The organism is Massilia sp. Masssp94, from assembly GCF_059491305.1.
Genome location: NZ_CP168501.1, coordinates 2,264,347 through 2,286,983, shown reverse-complemented (window position 1 = coordinate 2,286,983; position 22,637 = coordinate 2,264,347). Strand labels below are relative to the sequence as shown.

Below are 22,637 nucleotides of genomic sequence, written 5' to 3'. Positions count from 1 at the left end.
TCCCGGGGCCTCTTTTGCCGATTTTTCTAGCGCTGAGTTGCCGTTTTACACATCCGGAAACCTCGTGAAGGATGTCGCCGGAAACGTACACTGTAGATGGGGACGAACGATCAAAAATCACCCATCCGCATTGTTCATTGGCGCGCGGCACGCAAATTCGGCGGTTTGGCGGTGCTGAAATTGGCGCGCCACGGATTGATGTCCAGGCCGCCGCGCCGGGTATAGCGGGCATAGACCGCCAGCTTGTTCGGCTTGCACTGGCGCAGGATGTCCGTGAAGATGCGCTCGACACATTGCTCGTGGAATTCGTTGTGCTCGCGGAAACCGATCAGGTAGCGCAGCAGGCTTTCCTGGTCGATTTGCGGACCGACGTAGCGGATCTGCACGCTGCCCCAGTCGGGCTGGCCCGTGACGAGGCAGTTCGATTTGAGCAGGTGCGACACGAGGGTTTCCTCGACCGCGGCTTCCTCGTGGTTGGCCTTGAGGAGTTCCGGCGACGGACTGTAATTGTCGATCTCGACGTCGAGGCGGTCGATCAGGAGGCCGTCCAGCTCGCCCATTTTGAGCTTGTCGAACTCTTCGGGCAGCGTTAGCGCCGCGTGCACGGGCGCGCCGACCGCATTCGACAGGTCTTCGCGCAGCAGGGCCAGCAGGGCGTCCGTGTTGGCCAGCCGGGTCTGGTTGAACGAATTCAGGTACAGCTTGAAGGATTTCGATTCGACGATGTTGGGCGAATCGGCCGGCACCGTGAAGGTCGCGATGGCGACCTGCGGCTTGCCGCGCATGTTCAGCCACGACAATTCATAGGCATTCCAGATGTCGACGCCGAAGAAGGGCAGCGTGCCCGCCAGGCCGAGTTCGTCGCGCTTTTGCTGGCGCGGGATGGGAAACAGCAGCTCCGGCGCGTATTCGGTCTGGTAGGCCGAGTTTTTGCCAAGAGGCGATTGATCAGGGGTATTGGTCATGGTGTGTACTCGAAGCCGGCCACATGCGTGACGATGCCGGTCCGGCGGCGGCAAAGCGGCGTATCGTACACCTTTCCGGCGATCGTTGCGCGCACCGTCAATGGATGCGTTTCGAGGGCGTACGGTCGTGGGCCCGTGATTGATGCCATCGGCATCAATCACGAGCCCACGAGTCATCACAGGAACAGCTTGTAAACCGGATTCGCGCTCTCGTCCCAGTGGCGATAACCGAGCGTCGCGAGGAACTCGCGGAACTCGTCCATCTCGCCCGACGGCACTTGCAGGCCGACGAGGATGCGGCCCACGTCGCCGCCCTGGTTCCGGTAGTGGAACAGCGAAATGTTCCAGTTCGGCGCCAGGGTGTCCAGGAAGCGCATCAGCGCGCCCGGACGTTCCGGGAATTCGAAGCGGTACAGCAGCTCGTCGTGCGCGAGCCCGCTCTTGCCGCCGACGAGGTGGCGCACGTGCTGCTTGGCCAGTTCGTCGTGCGTGAGGTCGAGGGTGCGGAAACCGTGTTCCTCGAACGTGCGCGCGACGGTGCCCGACTCGCTGCGGCTGCCGATCTGCACGCCGACAAAGACGTGCGCCTCGCGCTCGTCGCTGATGCGGTAGTTGAATTCGGTGACGTTGCGCGGGCCGATCAGCGCGCAGAAGCGTTTAAAACTGCCGCGCTGCTCGGGGATCGTCACGGCGAACACGGCTTCGCGCGCCTCGCCCAGTTCGGCGCGCTCGGCGACGAAGCGCAGGCGGTCGAAATTCATGTTGGCGCCGCACGCGACGGCGACGAGCGTCTCGCCGCGCACCGGATTCTTCGACATCTGCGAACGTTCCACGTAGGCCTTCGCGCCCGCAATGGCCAGCGCGCCGGACGGTTCGACGATGCTGCGCGTGTCGGTGAACACGTCCTTGATGGCGGCGCACAGCGCGTCGTTGTCGACGATGATGATTTCATCGACCAGTTCCTGGCACAGGCGGAAGGTCTCGGCACCGACCAGGCGCACGGCGGTGCCGTCCGCGAACAGGCCGACGTCCGGCAGGGTCACGCGTTCGCCGGCCTTGAGGCTGCGCGCCATCGCGTCCGAATCGTTCGTCTGCACGCCGATGATCTTGATGTCGGGGCGGATCTGTTTTACGTACGCGGCCACGCCGCTGATCAGGCCACCGCCGCCGATCGCGAGGAAGATCGCATGGATCGGCGCCGAATGCTGGCGCAGGATCTCGACGCCGATCGTGCCCTGGCCGGCGATGACGTCCGGATCGTCGAACGGGTGCACGAACGCCAGCTTCTGTTCCTTTTCCAGCATCTGCGCATGGTTGAACGCATCCGTGTACGACTCGCCGTGCAGCACGACTTCCACGTTGCTGCCGCCGAAGGCGCGCACCGCATCCACTTTCACGCTGGGCGTGGTGGTCGGCATCACGATCACGGCGCGGCAGTTCAGGCGCGCCGCCGACATGGCGACGCCCTGTGCGTGGTTACCGGCCGACGCGCAAATCACGCCGCGTTTCAGTTGCGACTCCGACAGGTTGGCCATCTTGTTGTAGGCGCCGCGCAGCTTGAAGCTGAACACGCTCTGCATGTCCTCGCGCTTCAGGTAAATCTTGTTGTCGGTGCGCTTCGACAGGCTGGGGGCGTACTCCAGCGGGGTTTCGACGGCCACGTCGTAGACGCGCGCGGTGAGGATTTTCTTGAGGTAGTCGGTAGTCATGATCGGTGCGGGGCTGTTCGGGTTCCGGGGCGACGCTGACTGTCCTGCTTGGTGGGTAACCGAGGCGAGCAGTGCGGCAGCCTGGCTTGGTAGAGCCAGGCGTACCGTGTCGTTGCGAGGTGTTGCTCCTCATTATAATGTACTCAACTTATCCTTCCGCCGTCCAACCTTTCCTGCCGATGATCGAATCCGCCGTCCTGTGGCTGCTGAAATTCCTCGCCGTGCCCACTGTCGGGCTCACGTCGGTATTCCTCATCGCCTTCGTCTCCGCGACCCTGCTGCCGCTCGGCTCCGAGCCCGCCGTGTTCGCCGTGGTGAAAGCGAATCCCGCGATGTTCTGGCCCACCGTCCTCGTCGCCACGCTGGGCAACACGCTGGGCGGCATCGTCGACTACTGGATCGGCTACCGCGCCAAGGTCGCCTTCGCGAAGGAACGCTCGTCGCGCTGGTTCCACTGGCTCAAACGCTACGGCGCGAAGACGATGCTGCTGTCCTGGGTGCCGGGCATCGGCGATCCGCTGTGCACCCTGGCGGGCTGGCTGCACCTGCCGTTCTGGCCCAGCGTGATCTATATGGCGATCGGCAAGTTCGGGCGCTATGTGTTCATGACGGTCACGCTGCTGTACGTGCCGGACGGGTGGTGGAAGTGGCTTGGGGAGATGACGAGCCGGGTATTTGGATAGACGCGGCTGTTGTGTGCGGATGGTCTATGCCGGTTGGCATGTGACCGTGATCGGATTTAATCGCCGAGGCGAACTACGCGGCGTCCTTCATTCGACGCTGGCACGCCGGGAGCCGATCAACTTGCACCCGCATTCGCTGACGCAGCCTTCAACGGCTACGGCAATACCACCAACGGATAAGGTGGCATGGGCGGTAATGATCTTGTTGATCCCATGTGGTTTGCCGCCCGGGTAGCACTGTGGGCAATCTACTTGGTCGCCCAGCCGCGCGATAGGCTTGCCGTCGACATCGTGCGATGGCGAGCCACTGATCACCTTGCCGCCGTGATCAGTCGAGTCTCCGACTACAATAATCTTGAGCGGCATGGTAATTTAATCGGCAGGTTAGATTGTGAATTCAAGAAATAGGCTCAGTTCACCTTAAATCCACACCTTCCATCGCCATCGGAAGAATGGTAGAAATTTATTGGTTTTGCAGTTTTGGATTTTCTATACGTAACCATCTTGCCTTGCCTGATCCCGGAGCCGACCTGAGCAAAAACATACTCGCCACCAATCTTCCCGCCGATTACCTCAACTCGGGTGAGTTCGTAATTTCCGGCATCTGGATCGTCCTCCATATCCGTTCTCACGAAATTCGTGAACACCAGTGAGATTATGCCCTTCGATCCCACATATTGCACGACCGCGCCAACCTCCCTGTCTAGATCCGTATCCTTATAGGCCTTCAGAACAAATTGAATCTGCTTGTCAGAACCACCTCGTGCCGCATGGGTCCAGCACGATTCCTCCACCCGCACTTCAGCGTGCGCTATGCTCGAACCAAGGATCGTTACGCAAAACAAAGTATATAGTTTATTCATTTAAGCACCTGGCCTCTGTTTATCAAGGGGAGCGGAAATTTGCCAAGAGGGAATCCTCACGACAAACCTTTTTTTTTCGGTGGCCGTGTGAGTCCAGTTCCTCCGTCGGTTCTTTCCCGGTTGTGATGGCCGTATGGCGCTCGCTGGCAATGTGGCTGTCGCCTGCAGTAGTTGTTGCAATTCCTGAAGGCCTCGCCAGCACCAGATGTGGCTCCGTCAGCTCAGGAAAGCCACTATTTGCCGAGGAGGGGCCGGTAATCGCGTCGTTCTGCGTCTGGAGTGAAAGAGCGACGTCCTCCTGGTTGCTGCTGATATCTTGGGTGCCATTTTTTTGCGCAATCTCGCCCAAAATTCGATGCTGCTCTACAGCGAGACTGAGGCGCCGAGAGGTTTCTTCGACGTCCTTGATCGCCCCGTGCGCGCCCTGTCGAGCTTCAGTGGTAATCAGCATGCCCTTTGCCGCGCGGGCAACGCCGTGTCCATCAGTTCGTAGTTCCCATCCTTCACCGCGCGCATCCTTGCGTCCGCGAGTGTCGTCGATGCGAGTGATATGTCCGAGCGAGAGTTGGCTGCATTGATGATCGCTTTTCAACTGCGCCTGGATTCTGCCTGCAGTATCGTCCAGTATCAGATGATTACCTCGCCCACTGCCTTCTTCGGCTTGCAGCTCCCGGCTCCGCAACCCGCTCAAAGCCTGCTGCTCAGGCAACTGCCAAGGCGGCATATGCGTGAAGTTGTACAGCGCCCCAAGAATCACAGGATGATCAATGTTCCCGTCAAGATAGACCACCGCCACTTCCTCACCAACCCGAGGCAAGCGAATATTCCCGAATTCGCCGCCAGTCCCTGGCGACATGACACGGAGCCAAGGCGAACTGTTCTCGTCGTAATTGCCCAGCCTGTCCCAATGAAACTGGACTTTGACGCGCCCGTAGCCATCGGTATGGATTTCCGAACCGTCAGGCCCGGCCACGATCGCCGTCTGAATGCCGGGATAAGTGCAGGGCTTGCTGTTGTAGTGGCGGCCTGGACGCCACTGGATATCCTTGCGTACGCACCGGAACGAATTCTCGTAATGTGACGGCGCACCCGGCCCGGCCTGGTAGTTGTTGCTGGCTTCGTGGTCGACCGAAAGGATCAGATAGTCACGGTTAGCGATACTGGGGTGAGGCGCTTCACCCCACTTCGGCGCTTGCAGCTCGGCGCTGAAATGGCCGCCGAGCTTGAAGCATCGGCCGGGCTGGGCGGTACGATCGTTGCCGCGCGCTTCGAAATACTGGGTATTCGCATCGCGCTCGCCCATGCGCTGCTGCGCGAGTTTTTCGCCGTCGTCGTGGGTGCGAAACCCGTACGATCCCGTGCTTTCGTAGATCTCGTACGGAAAGACGTCGCCCTGATCATTCAGTGACTCGGCGGTCGACCGCTGCACGATCGGATTCTTGTAATCGAAGCTGGCCAGGGTCGTCTGGCCGGAACCGATGCGTCGCGCAGGGCTCCAATCGCGAATGCCGTCGTCTTCGAGCGAACCGGCCTTGTCGCGGAACGGAATCTCTCCTGAATCGTCGATCCCGGACGGATCGATGGGTTGCGCGAGCGTGCTTTTGTCGCTGAGCCAGAGCGTATGCCCGTCCGCCCGATGCTCATACCAGTAGTGCAGCCCGAGATCTTCCCAACGGCGGTGCAGGTGGTTGTAGTCGGTCTCGTCGTACTGGTTGGCGCAGGTCTTGCGCGGATAGTCGCCGACGATGGCCGCATGCCAGTCGGCCTGGCGGTAACGGGCAAACGTCAGTTCGGTCAATTCGATGACGCTCTTGCCGTGGAACGACACGTTGTCCTTGCGCAGCCTCGTAAAGGCCAGCCAGGGCTCGAGCACCAGGCGATAAAACGCGAAACCGCCGTCAGTGCGCATGAATTGGAATTCGGTGACGTAGCCGTTGAAGTAGCGCAGCGAGCCGTCTTCGCGCACGATGGAAATCGTCACCATCCTGGCCATCATCGCCTTCAAGGGAATTCGGGCGTCATCGGACAGGAGCTCGACCTCGACACGGAAGCAGCGGGACACTTCTTCGCGTGCCGACATCCGGTTCGGCAAGAGAATGGGATCAGGCCCGTCGCCCCGGGGGAATTCCAGGCGCATCAGGCGGTCGTGTTGCGCGCCGAGACCGAATACCGACAGCGCAGCGCCCGCGATCGCTTGACTCCTATCCATGTATTACCTCCGATCGGTTATCTGGTATCAGATTTTCCATCGGCCAAGGTAACCAACAGAGCTTGAATGATGTTGATAAGAAGCAAAAGTGGATTCGCTGGGCCTCTTGTGCCCCGTAGGCAACGAACGCAATTGATTCGTCCCCCTATGCCGAAGCCATGTCGCCCTGAAAATTTCTGGAATTGATGTAGCCCAGGTGCAGTGAGGTGCTTCGTACAAATACATATGGCACCAAGGTTAAGTCGACGTGGATAAGATGCCCTCGCGACCACGATGCCGAGCTTTCGCCGGAAAATCTTGCGTTCAACCAAAACAAATTTGCGCGAAAGCGTCGTTTTCCGCCCGTTTCTGCTTTTTCGCCGTTGCAAAAAATATTCCTTCCCCAGCGTGGTGCATCGCAATAAGCTAGAATAGAGAGTCCTACGCGTCAGTACGACAGTCGATCTCCCCATGAACGCTCCTGCCAATATCCACGCCCTGCTCGAAGAAAACGCGCCCATCCGGCTGCGCGAAATCCCTTATAACTACACGTCGTTCTCCGATCGCGAGATCGTGATCCGGCTGCTGGGCGAGTCATCGTGGCAGTTGCTGGATGAATTGCGCGGTGCCCGCCAGACCGGGCGCTCGGCCCGCATGCTGTACGAAGTCCTGGGCGACATCTGGGTCGTGCGCCGCAATCCGTACCTGCAGGACGACCTGCTGGACAACCCGAAGCGCCGCGCCAAGCTGATCGAAGCGCTGCATCACCGCCTGGCGGAAGTCGACAAGCGCCGCCTGACGGTCGATGCCGGCGAGTCCGACCCCGCCACGGCCGCGCGCCGCAGCGCCGCCGTCGAGCAGCTGCTCGTCGCCGCGCGCAAGGCCGTCGACGACTTCGGCCGCGAATTCGCCGACACCTACGACCTGCGCAAGCGCGCCAAGGCCGTGCTGGGCCGCTACACCGACAAGCGCAACATCCGCTTCGACGGCATGCACCGCACGTCGCACGTGACGGATGCCACCGACTGGCGCGTCGAATACCCGTTCCTCGTCCTGCTGCCGGACTCGGAAGACGAGATGGCCGGCCTCGTGAAAGGCTGTATCGAACTCGGGCTGACCATCATTCCGCGCGGCGGCGGCACCGGCTACACGGGCGGTGCGATTCCGCTGTCGCCGATGTCGGCCGTGATCAACACGGAAAAGCTGCTGCAGATGGGCGAGGTCGAGATGACGCGCCTGCCGGGCGTCGACCGCGAGTACGCGACCATCTTCACAGGTGCCGGCGTCGTCACGCAGCGCGTGTCGCAGGCGGCCGAGAAGGCCGGCTTCGTGTTCGCCGTCGACCCGACGTCCGCGCACGCCTCGTGCATCGGCGGGAACATCGCGATGAACGCGGGCGGCAAGAAGGCCGTCCTGTGGGGCACCGCGCTGGACAATCTCGCGTCGTGGCGCATGGTCGACCCGAACGGCGACTGGCTCGACGTCACGCGCGTCGACCACAACCTGGGCAAGATCCACGATGCCCCGGTCGCCACGTTCAAGCTCGAATGGACGCACCCGTCCGAGAAGGGCGCGCCGAAAGGCCAGCCGTTCCGCACGGAGACGCTGGCCATCGAAGGCCGCCGCTTCCGCAAGGAAGGCCTCGGCAAGGACGTCACCGACAAATTCCTCGCGGGCCTGCCGGGCATCCAGAAAGAGGGCACCGATGGCCTGATCACCTCAAGCCGCTGGATCCTGCACAAGATGCCGAAGTACACGCGCACCGTCGCGCTGGAATTCTTCGGCCAGGCGCGCGACGCGATCCCGTCGATCGTCGAGATCAAGGATTACCTCGACAGCCTGCCGAAGAGCGGCAAGCCGGAATTCGCCAGCCTGCGCCTCGCGGGCCTGGAACACCTGGACGAGCGCTACCTGCGCGCCGTCGGCTATGCGACGAAATCGAAGCGCGGCACCCTGCCGAAGATGGCGCTGTTCGGCGACATCGTCGGCGACGACGAGAACGCCGTCGCGCTGGCCACGTCGGAAGTCGTGCGTCTCGCGAACACGCGCGTGGGCGAGGGCTTCATCGCCGTCAGCCCGGAAGCCCGTAAAAAATTCTGGCTCGACCGCTCGCGTACGGCCGCCATCGCGCGCCACACGAACGCCTTCAAGATCAACGAGGACGTCGTGATTCCGCTGAACCGCATGGGCGAGTACACCGACGGCATCGAGCGCATCAACGTCGAGCTGTCGATCAAGAACAAGCTGCAGCTCGTCGAGGAACTGCACGCCTATTTCACGGCCGGGAACCTGGAAGTGACGAAGGCGGACGACGCGACGGGCGAAGGCGTGTCGAAGGAAGAGATCCTGGGCGACCGTCCACAGCAGGCCGACGAGCTGCTGGGCCGCGTCGCGGCGCGCTGGACCTGGATCACGGCGAACCTCGATCAGCCGCTGGGCGACGTGCTCGACAAGCTCGCCGACGTCGGCCTCGACGGTCTCGCCGGCACGTTCCAGGCGCGCCTCGCGCAGCAGCCGGGCGCCGTGCTGTTCGACGTCGTGCAGGACCACACGGTGCGCGTCTCGTGGAAGCAGGAGATCCGCGCGCCGCTGCGCCAGATCTTCAACGGTGCGGCCTATGAGCCGATCCTTGCCGAAGCCACCGCGATCCACAAGCGCGTGCTGCGTTCGCGCGTGTTCGTCGCGCTGCACATGCATGCCGGCGACGGCAACGTGCACACGAACCTGCCCGTGAACTCGGACGACTACGCGATGCTGCAGGACGCGCACAAGGCGGTCGAGCGCATCATGAAGCTGGCGCGTTCGCTGGACGGCGTCATTTCGGGCGAGCACGGCATCGGCATCACGAAGCTGGAATTCCTCACCGAAGACGAGATCCGCGACTTCCGCGACTACAAGCAGCGCGTGGACCCGGAAGGCCGCTTCAACAAGGGCAAGCTCCTGAACAGCGACACCGCATACGCCGACCTGCGCAACGCGTACACGCCGTCGTTCGGCCTGATGGGCCACGAATCGCTGATCATGCAGCAGAGCGACATCGGCGAGATCGCGAACAGCGTCAAGGACTGCCTGCGCTGCGGCAAGTGCAAGCCCGTGTGCACGACGCACGTGCCGCAATCGAATTTGCTGTACTCGCCGCGCGACAAGATCCTCGCGACGTCCGCGCTGATCGAAGCGTTCCTGTACGAAGAGCAGACGCGCCGCGGCGTGTCGATCCGCCACTGGGAAGAATTCGAGGACGTGTCCGACCACTGCACCGTGTGCCACAAGTGCGTGACGCCGTGCCCGGTCAACATCGACTTCGGCGACGTCTCGATGAACATGCGTAACCTGCTGCGCAAGATGGACAAGCGCAGCTTCAAGCCGGCCCACCGCGCGGCCATGTTCTTCCTGAACGCGACCGACCCGACGACGATCAACGCGACGCGCAAGGCGATGGTCGACCTGGGCTTCAAGGCGCAGCGCCTGGGCAGCAGTGTGCTGAAGGCCGTGGCGAAGGAGCAGACGAAGGCACCGCCTCCGACGACCGGCAAGGCGCCGATCCGCGAGCAGGTGATCCACTTCGTGAACAAGAAGATGCCGGGCAACCTGCCGAAGAAGACGGCGCGCGCGCTGCTGGACATCGAGGACGACAAGGTCATCCCGATCATCCGCAATCCGAAGGTCACCAACGCCGATACGGAAGCCGTGTTCTACTTCCCGGGCTGCGGTTCCGAGCGCCTGTTCTCGCAGGTGGGCCTGGCCACGCAGGCGATGCTGTGGGAAGTGGGCGTGCAGACCGTGCTGCCGCCGGGCTATCTGTGCTGCGGCTATCCGCAGCGCGGCGCCGGCCAGTACGACAAGGCCGACAAGATGATGACGGATAACCGCGTGCTGTTCCACCGCATGGCCAACACGCTGAACTACCTCGACATCAAGACGGTCCTCGTCTCGTGCGGCACCTGCTACGACCAGCTCGCGACCTACGAGTTCGAGAAGATCTTCCCGGGCTGCCGCATCATGGACATCCACGAGTACCTGCTGGAGAAGGGCGTCAAGCTCGAAGGCGTGACGGGGATGCGCTACATGTACCACGAACCGTGCCACAACCCGATGAAGCTGGGCGATTCGACGAAGACCGTGAACGCGCTCGTGCAGACCGTCGACAACGTCAAGATCGAGAAGAACGACCGCTGCTGCGGCGAGTCGGGCACGTTCGCCGTGAGCCGTCCGGACATCTCGACCCAGGTCCGCTTCCGCAAGGAGCAGGAAATGGTGAAGGGCGCCGACAAGCTGCGCGCCGACGGCTTCAGCGGCGACGTCAAGATCCTGACGAGCTGCCCGTCCTGCCTGCAGGGCCTGAACCGCTACAACGACGATTCGGGCACCACGGCCGACTACATCGTCGTCGAGATGGCGCGCCACCTGCTGGGCGAGAACTGGATGCCGAACTACGTGGCCAACGCCAACAACGGCGGCATCGAGCGGGTGCTTGTATGATGGGTTGCGAGTTGTGCGAACTGGCCGTGCCGACTGTCGTCGATAACGACAAGTTCGCCGTCATCCTCGTCGACGATGCCAACTACCCCGGCTTCGCGCGCGTGATCTGGAAAGACCACGTGCGCGAAGTGAGCGACCTCGCGGATGCGGATCGCCTGCTGCTGAACGATGCCGTGTACAAGCTCGAACTCGCCGTGCGCGAGGTGATGCAGCCGCTGAAAGTCAACGTGGCGAGCCTCGGCAACGTGGTGCCGCACCTGCACTGGCACGTGATCCCGCGCTACGCCGACGACGCGCACTTCCCCGCGCCCGTGTGGGCGCAGGCGCAGCGCACGACGGACGAGGCGGTGCTCGTCGCGCGCCGGGCGCTGGTGCCGCAGCTGGCGGAGGCGATCGCACGCCGGTTCACCGACCGCTAAAATATCCACCGTCGTCATTCCCGCGCAGGCGGGAATCCATACTGAGTCGATCGAAGACACTCCGAATGGATTCCCGCTTTCGCGGGAATGACGGTTTCAATACTTTCAAGCCATGGCAAACCCCACCAACCTCACCATCCGCCAGCAGTCGAAGATCCTGGAAATCGCCTTCGACGACGGCGCCGCGTTCTCCATCCCGTTCGAGCTGATGCGCGTGTACTCGCCGTCGGCTGAAGTGAAGGGCCACGGCCCGGGCCAGGAAGTGCTCCAGGTCGGCAAGCGCGACGTGGGCATCCGCGGTGTCGAGCCGGTCGGGAACTATGGCGTCAAGCCGCTGTTCACGGACGGCCACGAGTCCGGCATCTACACGTGGGACTACCTGTACAAGCTGGGCAACGAGCAGGACGCGCTGTGGCAGGATTACCTGGGCCGCCTCCATGCGGCGGGGTATGAAGGCGACAGCGGGCGCGAAGCCAGCGCCGTGCCGGCGGCCGGGCAGAAGGGCGGCGGTTGCGGCAGCGGTGGGTGCAGCCACTGACGAAAACGAAAAAAGCGCCGGTTTGCACACGGCGCTTTTTCGTTTACCGGCCTGGAATTACTGCGGCTGGATGTTTGACGCCTGCTTGCCTTTCGGGCCGGAGGTCACGTCGAAGGTGACGCGCTGGTTTTCCGCCAGCGATTTGAAGCCTGCCGAATTGATGGCCGAGAAGTGTGCGAACAGATCGTCGCCACCATCGTCAGGTTTGATGAAGCCAAAGCCTTTTGCGTCGTTGAACCATTTCACGGTGCCAGTCGCCATTTGTTTCTCTCTCTAGAAATTTTTTTAACAAGAAGTATCGCCGGCAGCACATGGTTAAGCGATAAACATCCCTGTTCCTGACTGTGCGCAAGCGAAAACCATTATAAGCAGAGTTTTAACAATTGGGATGCACGTTTGTTATCTTGTGTGGTAAAGCCGACATTGACGTCGACGCAAACGTTTTCTTCGCGTTCGCCCGGGGTAAGTCATCTTTAAGTCGGGCGGCGGACCCCGGCTTGTATAATGTGGCAAGACTAAACGGCTTGCTACTATGACCAACACCACCCATTTCGGCTACAAGACCGTCTCGGAAGACGAGAAGGTCCACGAGGTAGCCAAGGTATTCCACTCGGTCGCGTCCAAATACGACGTGATGAACGACCTGATGTCCGCCGGCCTGCACCGCGTGTGGAAGGCGTTCACCATCGCCCAGGCCGGCATTCGTCCCGGCTTCAAGGTGCTCGACATCGCCGGCGGTACGGGCGACTTGTCGAAGGCATTCGCCAAGGCGGCGGGACCGAGCGGCGAGGTCTGGCTCACGGACATCAACGAGTCGATGCTGCGCGTGGGCCGCGATCGTCTATTGAACAAAGGTCTGGTCACCCCCACCTTGCTCTGTGACGCGGAAAAACTGCCGTTCCCGGACAATTATTTCAATCGCGTCAGCGTGGCCTTTGGCCTGCGCAACATGACGCACAAGGATCAGGCATTGGCGGAAATGCGCCGGGTGCTCAAGCCGGGCGGCAAGTTACTGGTGCTGGAGTTTTCCAAAGTGGCGGCGCCGCTGCAAAAGCCGTATGACGTGTATTCGTTCTCGGTGCTGCCGTGGCTGGGCCAGCGCATCGCCAACGATGCGGAAAGCTACCGGTATCTGGCGGAATCGATCCGCATGCATCCGGACCAGGAAACGCTGAAGGGCATGATGGAAACCGCGGGCCTGGAAAGAGTGCAGTACTACAACCTGACGGCCGGTGTGGCCGCACTGCACACCGGCATCAAACTTTGAGGTGAGCTGATGAAAAAGTTTTTGGCCAGCATGATGATCGCGCTGATGACGCTGTCCAGCGTCGCCGATGCGCGTCCGGTCGGCGGTGGCCGTTCGTTCGGCCGCCAGTCGCAGTCCGTGAGCCGCATGCGCGCACCTGCGCCGGCCCCGGCACCTGCCCAGCAGCCGTCGTACCAGCAACGTCCGGCGCCGGCTCCCATGGCGCCGGCCCAGGTGCCGCAGAAACGGCCGAGCATGTGGAAAGGCGTGCTGGGCGGTGCATTGCTCGGCCTTGGCCTGGGCGCGCTGTTCTCGCACTTCGGCATCGGCGGCGCGATGGCCAGCGCCTTGTCGTCGCTGCTGATGATCCTGCTGCTCGTGTTCGCCGTGATGTTCATCATCCGCATGTTCCGCCGCAAGGACACGCCGGCCAACCCGACTTTTACGGGCTTTAACCGGGATCCGGTACCGGCCTCGGCCACGCCGGAAATCGGTTCGGGCCTGAACAGCGGTAGTGCTTACCCTGGCAACCAGGGCGGCTTCCAGTCGGGCTTCTCGAATGCGCCGTCGCTCGACAAGGCCGCGCCCGCGCACGAGCAGTGGGGCGTGCCGGCCGGGTTCGACACGGAAGCGTTCCTGCGCCACGCCAGGTCCTCGTTCATCCGCATGCAAGCGGCCTGGGACCGCGGCGACCTCGCCGACCTGCGCGAATTCACGTCGCCCGAGGTGTACGCCGAACTGTCGCTGCAGATCCAGGAACGGGGCGGCCAGCCGGACTACACGGAAGTCGTCAACATCGATTCGCAGCTGCTGGGCATCGAGACGACCGACCGCGATTACCTGGCGAGCGTCCAGTTCAACGGCATGATCCGCAACGCGCCGGGCGCGGCGCCGGAACCGTTCGTCGAAGTCTGGAACCTGGCCAAGCCGCTGTCCGGCAATGGCGGCTGGGTCCTGGCGGGCATTCAGCAGATTACTTAAAATTTTCGCAAGAAAAGTTCCGTGCTCTAGGGTTTATGCTCTGGTGAACTGGTAAGATCGAAACCGCCCGACCTACGGGCACCTCGAAAAACCGTCGCAAGCGGCCGCAATGCTGTGGGAGAAGCGCAGCTGTACGAGGAGTACAGCGAGCATCGCAGCACAGCAGTGCAACGCGCAGCAGGTTTTTCGACGTGTCCAGTGCCGGGCGGTTTTATTTTGTGCAGACGAAAATGGTCATGTCTTCGACTCCCTCTTTCCTGTCGCCGTCGGCTCCGGCCGTCGCGACGATCAATCACTTGCTGGCGCAGGAAGCCTGGGCGCGCGACGCGCTGATGCGCCATGCCGGCAAGACCGCCGTGATCGATACGGGCCACCTGGCCCTGCGCATGCGCGTCGCGCGCGACGGCATGCTCGAGACGGCGGGCGTCGACGATGCGGCCAGCGTCACCATCCACGTCAAGCTCTCCGACCTGCCGCTGATCCTGCAGAACCGCGACCGCGCGTTTTCGTACGTACGGATCGAGGGCGATGCCGAGTTCGCCAACACGATCTCGCAATTGTCGAAGGGCCTGCGCTGGGATGCCGAGCACGATCTCGAGCGCGTGGTGGGGCCGATCGGCGCCGTGCGCCTCGCCGGCGGTGCGCGCTCGGCGGTGACGGGCGCGGCCACGGCCGGACGCCGGCTCGCGGAAAACGTCGCCGAATTCCTGCTGGAAGAACGCCGCGTGCTCGTGCGCCCGGCGACTGTCGATGATTTCGCCGACGACGTCGGCCGCCTGCGCGACGACGTCGAACGCACGGCCAAGCGCATCGCCAAACTGGAGCAGAAGCTTGCCGCGCACAGCATCGCTCCCGTTCCGACGACCCCTGACACGCCTTCGGACCACTGATGATCCTGAAATTCCTGCGCCTGCTGAAGATCTTCACCGTCATCGTCAAGTATGGCCTGGACGAGATCGCGATTTCCGGCCTCCACGTACCCCGCACCGCCCGCCTGATCAATACCGTCTTCTTCTGGCGCCGCATCACGTCGCCCCGCGCGATCCGCCTGCGGCTCGCGCTGGAAGAGCTGGGTCCGATCTTCGTGAAATTCGGCCAGGTGCTGTCGACCCGGCCCGACCTGATGCCGCCCGACATCGTGGCCGAGCTGTCGCTGCTGCAGGACCGCGTGCCGCCTTTCGATTCCGACCTGGCCGTCGCCCAGATCACGCGTTCCCTCGGCGCCTCGCCGGAAACATTGTTCGCGTCGTTCGAGCGCACGCCGGTCGCATCCGCATCGATCGCCCAGGTGCACTTTGCCGAGCTCAAGAATGGCAAGCAGGTCGCGGTGAAAGTGCTGCGTCCGGGCATGAAGACCACGATCGATGAAGACATTGCCCTGATGCAGATGGCCGCCGGCCTCATCGAAAAGGTGTGGGCCGACAGCCGCCGCCTGAAGCCGCGCGAGGTCGTGGCCGAGTTCGACAAATACCTGCACGACGAGCTCGACCTGATGCGCGAGGCCGCCAACGCGAGCCAGCTGCGCCGCAATTTCGCGAATTCCGATTTGCTGATGGTGCCGGAGATGTACTGGGACTATTGTTCCAGCAGCGTGATCGTGATGGAGCGCATGAACGGCATCCCGATCTCGCAGACCGACCGCCTCGTCGCGGCCGGCGTCGACCTCAAGAAATTGTCCAGCGACGGTGTCGAAATCTTCTTCACGCAAGTTTTTCGAGACGGCTTTTTTCACGCGGACATGCACCCGGGTAATATCCTCGTGTCGATCGATCCGGACACGTTCGGGCGCTACATCGCATTGGACTTCGGCATCGTCGGCACGCTGAACGATTTCGATAAAGATTACCTGTCGCAGAACTTCCTCGCCTTCTTCCGCCGCGACTACAAGCGCGTGGCCGAGGCGCACATCGAATCGGGCTGGGCGCCGCGCGAGACCCGCGTCGACGAACTGGAAGCCGCCGTGCGCGCGACGTGCGAACCCATCTTCGATCGTCCTCTCAAGGACATTTCGTTCGGCCAGGTGCTGCTGCGCCTCTTCCAAACGTCGCGCCGGTTCAACGTCGAAGTGCAGCCGCAGCTCGTGCTGTTGCAGAAGACCATGCTGAACATCGAAGGCCTGGGCCGCCAGCTCGACCCGGACCTCGACTTGTGGAAGACCGCGAAACCGTACCTGGAGCGCTGGATGGCCGAGCAGGTCGGCTGGCGCGGCATGGCCGAGCGCTTGAAGGCGGAGGCGCCGCGCTTCGGCCAGATCCTGCCGCAGCTGCCCCGTCTTGTGCACCAGGTCTTGCACAAGCGGGCGTACAGCGACCTCGACATGGGCGACCTGATGGCCAAGCTGGTCGACCAGCAGCGCCGCACCAATCGCCTGCTGGCCTTCCTCGCCTGCGTGACGGGCGTGCTGACGGTGATCGTCGTCGGTCTGGAGGTCGCGGGGCACCTGCACTGGACGCCGTGATGGCGGCACCGCCCGCTTTCGCCAGCCGCGATCCGCTGTCGCCGCAATTCTGGGACGAGCGCTTCGAGCGCGATTTCACGCCGTGGGAGCGGGGTGGAGTGTCGGCGGCGTTGCGGCGGTTCGTCTCCGCATCGGCGCGTCCGTTGTCGGCATTGATTCCTGGTTGCGGCTCCGCGCACGAATTGACGCTGATGTGCGAGGCCGGCTGGGACGCCACCGCCATCGATTTCTCGCCCGAAGCCGTCGCGCGCGCCCGCGCGCTGGCCGGACCGTGGGCGGACCGCATCCGGCAGGCCGATTTCTTCGCGTATGCGCCGGAGAAGCCGCTGGATCTCGTCTACGAACAGGCGTTCCTGTGCGCGCTGCCGCGGGCACGCCGGCCGGACGTGGCGCGGCGCTGGTCCGAATTGCTGGGGCAGGGCGGCCTGCTGGCTGGTTATTTTTATTTCGACCAGGTGCCGAAGGGGCCGCCGTTCGGCATCACGCGTGAGGAACTGGATGGCTTATTGACGCCCACGTTCGAATGCGTGGCCGATGAGGCCGTCGAGGATTCGATTCCCGTGTTCGCAGGCAAGGAACGCTGGATGATCTGGCAGCGCCGATAAAAAAGAAAAGGGCCCGCAAGCGGGCCCGAGTGAAGTGCTTTTCTGCGGTATTGCGGCGGGCCGGAAGCCGGTCGCGCAAACTTCTGTTTCTTAATCCTCGTGCAGCATTGCTGCTAAGAATGCTATTTAATCAGTTAAGTTGACGTTCGGCAAACAGAAACAATCGTGCGCTGACGAAAAACAACACTGTTTCCACAATGCACCAAGCCGGCCAGGCGTCCATCGGCTCCGTAAAAGCTTTATAATTCAGGGTTTTGATGATTTTTGCGGAGTATTCAGATGCCGATTTACGCCTACCGCTGCGATGAATGCGGTTTTGCCAAGGATGTACTGCAAAAGATTGCCGATCCGGTTCTGACCGTTTGCCCTTCGTGCGGCAAGTCATCGTTCAAGAAGCAAGTCACCGCCGCCGGTTTCCAATTGAAAGGTACTGGCTGGTACGTGACCGACTTCCGCGGTGGCTCTACGCCGGCAACGGGCACGGCCCCAGCGTCGACGTCGTCCGACAGTAGCACGGGCAGCAGCACCGACGCGTCGCCCGCGCCGACGCCGGCCGCCGCGCCGGCGAAGGACAGCAGCAGTACCTGACCGCGGCGCCGGCCCATCGCGGCCGGCGCATAATGAGCACCCGACAAATCATCGGACGAGATCCGTCACGACAATCGATGCGTAAATATTTCATTACCGGCGCGCTGGTCCTGGTTCCCCTGGCGATCACGGCCTGGGTGCTGAACTTCGTGATCAGCACGCTGGACCAGTCGCTCGTGCTCGTGCCGAGCGAGTGGCAACCGCGCACGTACATCCCCGGCCTCGGCGCCATCATCACGCTGGCCATCGTGTTCCTGACCGGCGTGCTGACCAATAACCTGGTCGGCAAATGGTTCGTGCGCATGTGGGAGCGGCTGCTGCAGCGCATTCCCGTCGTGAACTCGGTCTACGGGAGCGTCAAGCAGGTGTCGGACACGCTGTTCTCGTCGTCGGGCAACGCGTTCCGCAAGGCCGTGCTGATCCCGTACCCGCACGAGAATTCGTACACGATCGCCTTCCTGACCGGCGTGCCGGGCGGCGACGTCAAGAACCACCTGGTGGGCGAGTACGTGAGCGTGTACGTGCCGACCACCCCGAACCCGACTTCCGGCTTCTTCCTGATGATGGAACGGAGCCGCGTGGTCGAGCTGGACATGACGGTCGACGCGGCCCTCAAGTACATCGTCTCGATGGGCGTCGTGGCGCCGCCGTCGCCGCCGTCGCCGCTCGATCCAGCGGCCGGGGCGCCCGCCGCCGCCGCCGCGGAATAGAACCAACAAGGCAGCAAAGAATCCAGGCCCGCCAGAAGCGGGCCACCGAATCAACCAACCAGGATCGAAAAACTATGTCCTCCATGCGTACTCACTACTGCGGCCTCGTGACCGAAGAGCTGCTGGGCCAAACCGTCAGCCTGTGCGGCTGGGTGCACCGTCGTCGCGACCACGGCGGCGTGATCTTCATCGACCTGCGCGATCGCGAAGGTCTCGTGCAGGTCGTCTGCCACCCCGACAATGCGGAGGTCTTCAAGGTCGCCGAGCACGTGCGCAACGAGTACTGCCTGCGCGTGACGGGCACCGTCGTGAACCGCCTGGAGGGCACCGCCAACGCCAACCTGAAGTCGGGCAAGATCGAGATCAACACCACCAGGCTGGAAGTGCTGAACGCTTCGGTGCCGGTGCCGTTCCAGCTGGACGACGACAACCTGTCGGAAACCACGCGCCTGACGCACCGCGTGCTCGACCTGCGCCGCCAGCAGATGCAGCACAACCTGCGCCTGCGCTACAAGGTGTCGATGGAAGTGCGCAAGTACCTGGACAACCTGGGCTTCATCGACATCGAGACCCCGATGCTGACCAAGTCCACGCCGGAAGGCGCGCGCGACTACCTGGTGCCGTCGCGCGTCAACCCGGGCAACTTCTTCGCGCTGCCGCAGTCGCCGCAGCTGTTCAAGCAGCTGCTGATGGTCGCCAACTTCGACCGCTACTACCAGATCACCAAGTGCTTCCGCGACGAAGACCTGCGCGCCGACCGCCAGCCGGAATTCACCCAGATCGACTGCGAAACGTCGTTCCTGACCGAGCAGGAAATCCGTGACCTGTTCGAAGACATGATGCGCGTCGTCTTCAAGAACGCCGCCGGCATCGACCTGCCGAACCCGTTCCCTGTCATGGACTTCGCCACCGCCATGGGCTCCTATGGTTCGGACAAGCCGGACATGCGCGTGAAGCTCCAGTTCACCGAACTGACGGAGCTGATGAAGACCGTCGAATTCAAGGTCTTCAACAACGCCGCCAACATGGTGGGCGGCCGCGTCGTCGGCCTGCGCGTGCCGCAGGGCGGTTCGATGCCGCGTTCGGAAATCGACGCGTACACGCAATTCGTCGGCATCTACGGCGCCAAGGGCCTCGCCTACATCAAGGTCAACGAGAAGGCCAAGGGCCGCGAAGGCCTGCAGTCGCCGATCGTCAAGAACATCTCGGACGACGTCCTGGCCAAGGTGCTGGAACTGACCGGCGCCGAAGACGGCGACCTGATCTTCTTCGGCGCGGACAAGGCCAAGGTCGTGAACGACTCGATGGGCGCGCTGCGCGTGAAGATCGGCCACTCGGAATTCGGCAAGAAGGCCGGCCTGTTCGACGACGTCTGGGCGCCGCTGTGGGTCATCGACTTCCCGATGTTCGAGTACGACGACGAAGGCGACCGCTGGAACGCGACGCACCACCCGTTCACGGCACCGAAGGACGGCCACGAAGACATGCTCGAGACGAACCCGGGCGCCTGCATCGCCAAGGCCTACGACATGGTCCTGAACGGCTGGGAACTGGGCGGCGGCTCGATCCGTATCCACCGCGAAGAAGTCCAGAGCAAGGTGTTCCGCGCGCTGAAGATCGATGCGGAAGAAGCGCAGCTGAAGTTCGGCTTCCTGCTCGACGCGCTGCAGTACGGCGCCCCGCCGCACGGCGGCCTGGCGTTCGGCCTGGATCGCCTGATCACGCTGATGACCGGCTCCGAGTCGATCCGCGACGTGATCGCGTTCCCGAAGACGCAGCGCGCGCAGGATCTGCTGACCAACGCGCCGTCGGAAGTCGACGAGAAGCAGCTGAAAGAGCTGCATATCCGCCTGCGTAACGAGCCGAAGGTCGCGTAACGCAACCGTTCGATGGGCATGGCGTTACAATCACGCCATGCCCCACAAAATCCCCGAATCCGTCCTCGTCGTCATCCACACCGCCGACCTGGACGTCCTGCTGATCGAACGCGCCGACCGCCCCGGCTTCTGGCAATCCGTCACCGGTTCCCTCGACCGCCCCGACGAACCGCTGCTGGAAGCGGCCACGCGCGAACTGTTCGAGGAAACGGGCATCGTGGCCGATGGCGAGCGCATCGTCCTCAAGGATTGGCTCCTGTCCAACGTCTACGAGATCTACCAGACCTGGCGCCACCGCTACGCGCCCGGCGTCACCCACAACACGGAACACGTGTTTTCAGTTTGCGTCCCGCGCGACATCCCGATCACCCTCGCGCCGCGCGAGCACCTGCAATATGCATGGCTGCCGTTGTTGGAAGCGGCAGATCGGTGTTTCTCCTCGTCGAACGCGGAAGCGATCCTGCAATTGCCCCGCCACGTGGACGACAAATAACGCTCGTCTCTCAATCGTACGCGGCGGAAACTGTGCTATTTTCCCTTGCCTCATAGCAATCGAAAGTCGCTCACCCGCATGCGCAGTGCAAGACACCTGAAGTTCGTCGCCCTGGCCGTCTTCATCGTCATGGTCCTGATCGCGGCGGTGCCGTTCTGGCTGAACCGCTCGGTCAACGTGCTGCTGGCGCAATCGCGCGCCGAACTGCGCGCGCAGCAGCGCCTCGATGACATCCTGACATCCATGCGCGACGCCGAGACGGCGCAGCGCGGCTTCGTCATCACCGGCAACGACGTCTTCCTCGAGCCGTACGAGCAGGTCCGGCGCACGCTGCCCGCGGCGCTGCACGACGCCAAGGAGAAGGCGGGCACGGATGCCGAGCGGGCCACCGCGTGGCGCATCGCGCGGCTCGCGGAACTGAAGCTGGCGGAACTCGACGAGACCATCCAGCTGCGCCGCCGTGAAGGATTCGAGGCGACGGAACGCGTCGTCGGCTCCCTGCGCGGCAAGCAGTACATGGACGACCTGCGCCGTATCGTCGCGGCGGAACGTACGCGGCGCAGCGCGCGCCGCGACGCGCTGCAGGCCGACCTGCTGGCCCGTTCGGCGCGCTCGTTCACCGTGAGCGTCGCCGCGACCGCCTGCAACATCATCGCGCTGGGCATCCTGCTGTTGGTCGCGATGCGCATGCTGCGCGCGCGCCGCGCCATCGCCGGGCAGCTGGAGACGCAGACCGGCCAGCTCGCGGAGGCCGTCGCGCTGACGACGCGCCACAACCGCGAACTGAAATTTGTCGCGGAACTGCTGCGCGCCGTGGAGGCCGTGCCGTCGATCCCCGATGCCGCGCCCGTGATCGCGCGCTCGCTGCCGAAGCTGCTGCCCGGCGTGTCCGGCACGCTGTTCCTGCTACGCGACGAGGACGACCATGTGCTGGACCGGCACACGCAATGGGGCACGCCGTCCGGGCAACCGTCCGAGATCGACATCGAGTCCTGCTGGTCGCTGCGCCACGGGGCGCGCTACCGCACGGCGAGTTCCAACGACCTGCCGTGCGCGCACTACCGCAAGCCGGCGGATGAAACGACGGCACGCCTGTGCATCCCGCTCGTCACGCACGATGAACTGGTGGGCATGCTGCACCTCGAGGGCCTGGCCGCCGGTCCGGATTACGAAGAACAGGAACGCCTCGCGGTGACGGTCGCCGAGCAGCTCGCGCTGGCGCTGGGGAATGCGCGCCTGCGCGAATCGCTGCGCCGGCAATCGGTGCTCGATCCGCTCACGGGCCTGTTCAACCGGCGCCATTTCGACGCCGCGCTGAAACGCGAACTCGCGCGGGCGCGCCGCAAGAACGTGCCCGTGAGCCTCGTGCTGGTCGACATCGACCATTTCAAACGTGTCAACGACGACTACGGCCACGCCGTCGGCGACGCCGTGCTGCGCACCATCGCGCAGCAGCTGCGCCTGGGTATCCGCGAAGGGGACATCGCCTGTCGCTACGGCGGCGAGGAAATGGTACTCTTGCTTCCGGAGTGCGCGGCGGCGGACGCGGGCACGCGCGCGGAGGCGATCCGCATCGCGCTGGCCGCCATCGCGCCGCACCCCGAGGGCGAGGGACCGCAGAAGGTGACGGCGTCGTTCGGCGTCGCGGCCTATCCCGCCCACGCCCAGGATGCCGAGGCGCTGTTCTGGGCAGCCGACAAGGCGCTGTACCGCGCCAAGCAGCAGGGCCGCAACCGGGTGGTGACGGGCGCCTGATTGTGGCGCCACCGCCGGGATTGTGTCATCAGTTCCACACGGCAACAAATGTTTCTTGACCGAAATGGGTGGGGTTGATA

At 63.2% G+C, this 22,637-nt stretch carries 20 protein-coding genes; 14 read left to right on the top strand and 6 right to left on the bottom strand.

What is annotated here, in order from left to right:
- Positions 1–134: 134 nt before the first annotated feature.
- On the bottom strand, positions 135–965 hold the full coding sequence (gene queF, locus ACEN9G_RS10035) for an NADPH-dependent 7-cyano-7-deazaguanine reductase QueF (RefSeq protein ID WP_413337879.1): 831 nt from the start codon (positions 963–965) through the stop codon (positions 135–137).
- Positions 966–1,141: 176 nt separating this feature from the next.
- The gene (ilvA, locus tag ACEN9G_RS10030) at positions 1,142–2,674 is read right to left on the bottom strand and encodes a threonine ammonia-lyase, biosynthetic (protein WP_413339685.1); all 1,533 of its coding nucleotides are present in this window, start codon (positions 2,672–2,674) and stop codon (positions 1,142–1,144) included.
- Between the two features lie 179 nt (positions 2,675–2,853).
- Between ilvA and ACEN9G_RS10025 the strand changes: the two genes are divergently transcribed.
- A complete protein-coding gene (locus ACEN9G_RS10025) occupies positions 2,854–3,357 on the top strand; it encodes a YqaA family protein (protein ID WP_413339687.1) in 504 nt (167 codons plus the stop codon).
- A gap of 87 nt (positions 3,358–3,444) precedes the next feature.
- On the opposite strand, the gene ACEN9G_RS10020 is transcribed toward ACEN9G_RS10025, so the two are convergent.
- Genes ACEN9G_RS10020 through ACEN9G_RS10010 form a run of 3 tightly spaced genes read right to left on the bottom strand, consistent with a single transcriptional unit; the run spans position 3,445 to position 6,429 of the window.
- Positions 3,445–3,723 carry a PAAR domain-containing protein gene (locus ACEN9G_RS10020; protein ID WP_413339689.1) on the bottom strand — a complete coding sequence of 93 codons (279 nt, stop codon included), beginning with the start codon at positions 3,721–3,723 and terminating at the stop codon, positions 3,445–3,447.
- A 44-nt stretch (positions 3,724–3,767) separates the two neighbouring features.
- Positions 3,768–4,220: a hypothetical protein gene (locus tag ACEN9G_RS10015; protein WP_413339691.1), complete on the bottom strand. Its 453-nt coding sequence runs from the start codon at positions 4,218–4,220 to the stop codon at positions 3,768–3,770.
- A 22-nt stretch (positions 4,221–4,242) separates the two neighbouring features.
- A complete protein-coding gene (locus tag ACEN9G_RS10010; RefSeq protein ID WP_413339693.1) occupies positions 4,243–6,429 on the bottom strand; it encodes a type VI secretion system Vgr family protein in 2,187 nt (728 codons plus the stop codon).
- Positions 6,430–6,879: 450 nt separating this feature from the next.
- Here ACEN9G_RS10010 and ACEN9G_RS10005 point away from each other — a divergent pair, with 450 nt between their 5' ends.
- The 3 genes from ACEN9G_RS10005 to ACEN9G_RS09995 all read left to right on the top strand — a co-directional run bounded on the left by ACEN9G_RS10005 (position 6,880) and on the right by ACEN9G_RS09995 (position 11,844).
- Positions 6,880–10,887, top strand: coding sequence for a DUF3683 domain-containing protein (locus ACEN9G_RS10005; protein WP_413339695.1), 4,008 nt, complete (start codon positions 6,880–6,882; stop codon positions 10,885–10,887).
- Positions 10,884–11,306: an HIT family protein gene (locus ACEN9G_RS10000; RefSeq protein WP_413339697.1), complete on the top strand. Its 423-nt coding sequence runs from the start codon at positions 10,884–10,886 to the stop codon at positions 11,304–11,306. Before ACEN9G_RS10005 ends, ACEN9G_RS10000 begins: the two co-directional genes overlap by 4 nt.
- Positions 11,307–11,418: 112 nt before the next feature.
- Positions 11,419–11,844 carry a gamma-butyrobetaine hydroxylase family protein gene (locus ACEN9G_RS09995; protein ID WP_413339699.1) on the top strand — a complete coding sequence of 142 codons (426 nt, stop codon included), beginning with the start codon at positions 11,419–11,421 and terminating at the stop codon, positions 11,842–11,844.
- A gap of 57 nt (positions 11,845–11,901) precedes the next feature.
- Here ACEN9G_RS09995 and ACEN9G_RS09990 read toward each other — a convergent pair whose 3' ends face one another.
- On the bottom strand, positions 11,902–12,105 hold the full coding sequence (locus tag ACEN9G_RS09990) for a cold-shock protein (protein WP_413339701.1): 204 nt from the start codon (positions 12,103–12,105) through the stop codon (positions 11,902–11,904).
- Positions 12,106–12,376: 271 nt separating this feature from the next.
- Here ACEN9G_RS09990 and ubiE point away from each other — a divergent pair, with 271 nt between their 5' ends.
- The 10 genes from ubiE to ACEN9G_RS09940 all read left to right on the top strand — a co-directional run bounded on the left by ubiE (position 12,377) and on the right by ACEN9G_RS09940 (position 22,557).
- Complete coding sequence (gene ubiE / locus ACEN9G_RS09985) at positions 12,377–13,111, top strand: bifunctional demethylmenaquinone methyltransferase/2-methoxy-6-polyprenyl-1,4-benzoquinol methylase UbiE (RefSeq protein ID WP_413339703.1); 735 nt, start codon at positions 12,377–12,379, stop codon at positions 13,109–13,111.
- Between the two features lie 9 nt (positions 13,112–13,120).
- Positions 13,121–14,071 (top strand): Tim44 domain-containing protein, encoded by a 951-nt coding sequence (locus ACEN9G_RS09980; RefSeq protein ID WP_413339705.1) that lies wholly within the window; start codon positions 13,121–13,123, stop codon positions 14,069–14,071.
- A 230-nt stretch (positions 14,072–14,301) separates the two neighbouring features.
- Positions 14,302–14,961: a ubiquinone biosynthesis accessory factor UbiJ gene (locus tag ACEN9G_RS09975; protein ID WP_413386222.1), complete on the top strand. Its 660-nt coding sequence runs from the start codon at positions 14,302–14,304 to the stop codon at positions 14,959–14,961.
- A complete protein-coding gene (gene ubiB, locus ACEN9G_RS09970; protein WP_413339787.1) occupies positions 14,961–16,529 on the top strand; it encodes a ubiquinone biosynthesis regulatory protein kinase UbiB in 1,569 nt (522 codons plus the stop codon). Before ACEN9G_RS09975 ends, ubiB begins: the two co-directional genes overlap by 1 nt.
- Complete coding sequence (locus ACEN9G_RS09965) at positions 16,529–17,134, top strand: methyltransferase (protein ID WP_413339785.1); 606 nt, start codon at positions 16,529–16,531, stop codon at positions 17,132–17,134. Before ubiB ends, ACEN9G_RS09965 begins: the two co-directional genes overlap by 1 nt.
- A gap of 279 nt (positions 17,135–17,413) precedes the next feature.
- On the top strand, positions 17,414–17,722 hold the full coding sequence (locus ACEN9G_RS09960) for an FmdB family zinc ribbon protein (RefSeq protein ID WP_413339784.1): 309 nt from the start codon (positions 17,414–17,416) through the stop codon (positions 17,720–17,722).
- Between the two features lie 77 nt (positions 17,723–17,799).
- On the top strand, positions 17,800–18,432 hold the full coding sequence (locus tag ACEN9G_RS09955) for a DUF502 domain-containing protein (RefSeq protein ID WP_413339782.1): 633 nt from the start codon (positions 17,800–17,802) through the stop codon (positions 18,430–18,432).
- Positions 18,433–18,515: 83 nt separating this feature from the next.
- Positions 18,516–20,309: an aspartate--tRNA ligase gene (gene aspS, locus ACEN9G_RS09950; RefSeq protein ID WP_413339780.1), complete on the top strand. Its 1,794-nt coding sequence runs from the start codon at positions 18,516–18,518 to the stop codon at positions 20,307–20,309.
- 37 nt (positions 20,310–20,346) lie between these two features.
- Entirely contained in the window at positions 20,347–20,802 is a 456-nt protein-coding gene (nudB, locus tag ACEN9G_RS09945) for a dihydroneopterin triphosphate diphosphatase (protein ID WP_413339778.1), read from the top strand.
- 78 nt (positions 20,803–20,880) lie between these two features.
- On the top strand, positions 20,881–22,557 hold the full coding sequence (locus ACEN9G_RS09940; protein WP_413339776.1) for a diguanylate cyclase: 1,677 nt from the start codon (positions 20,881–20,883) through the stop codon (positions 22,555–22,557).
- Positions 22,558–22,637: the final 80 nt, after the last annotated feature.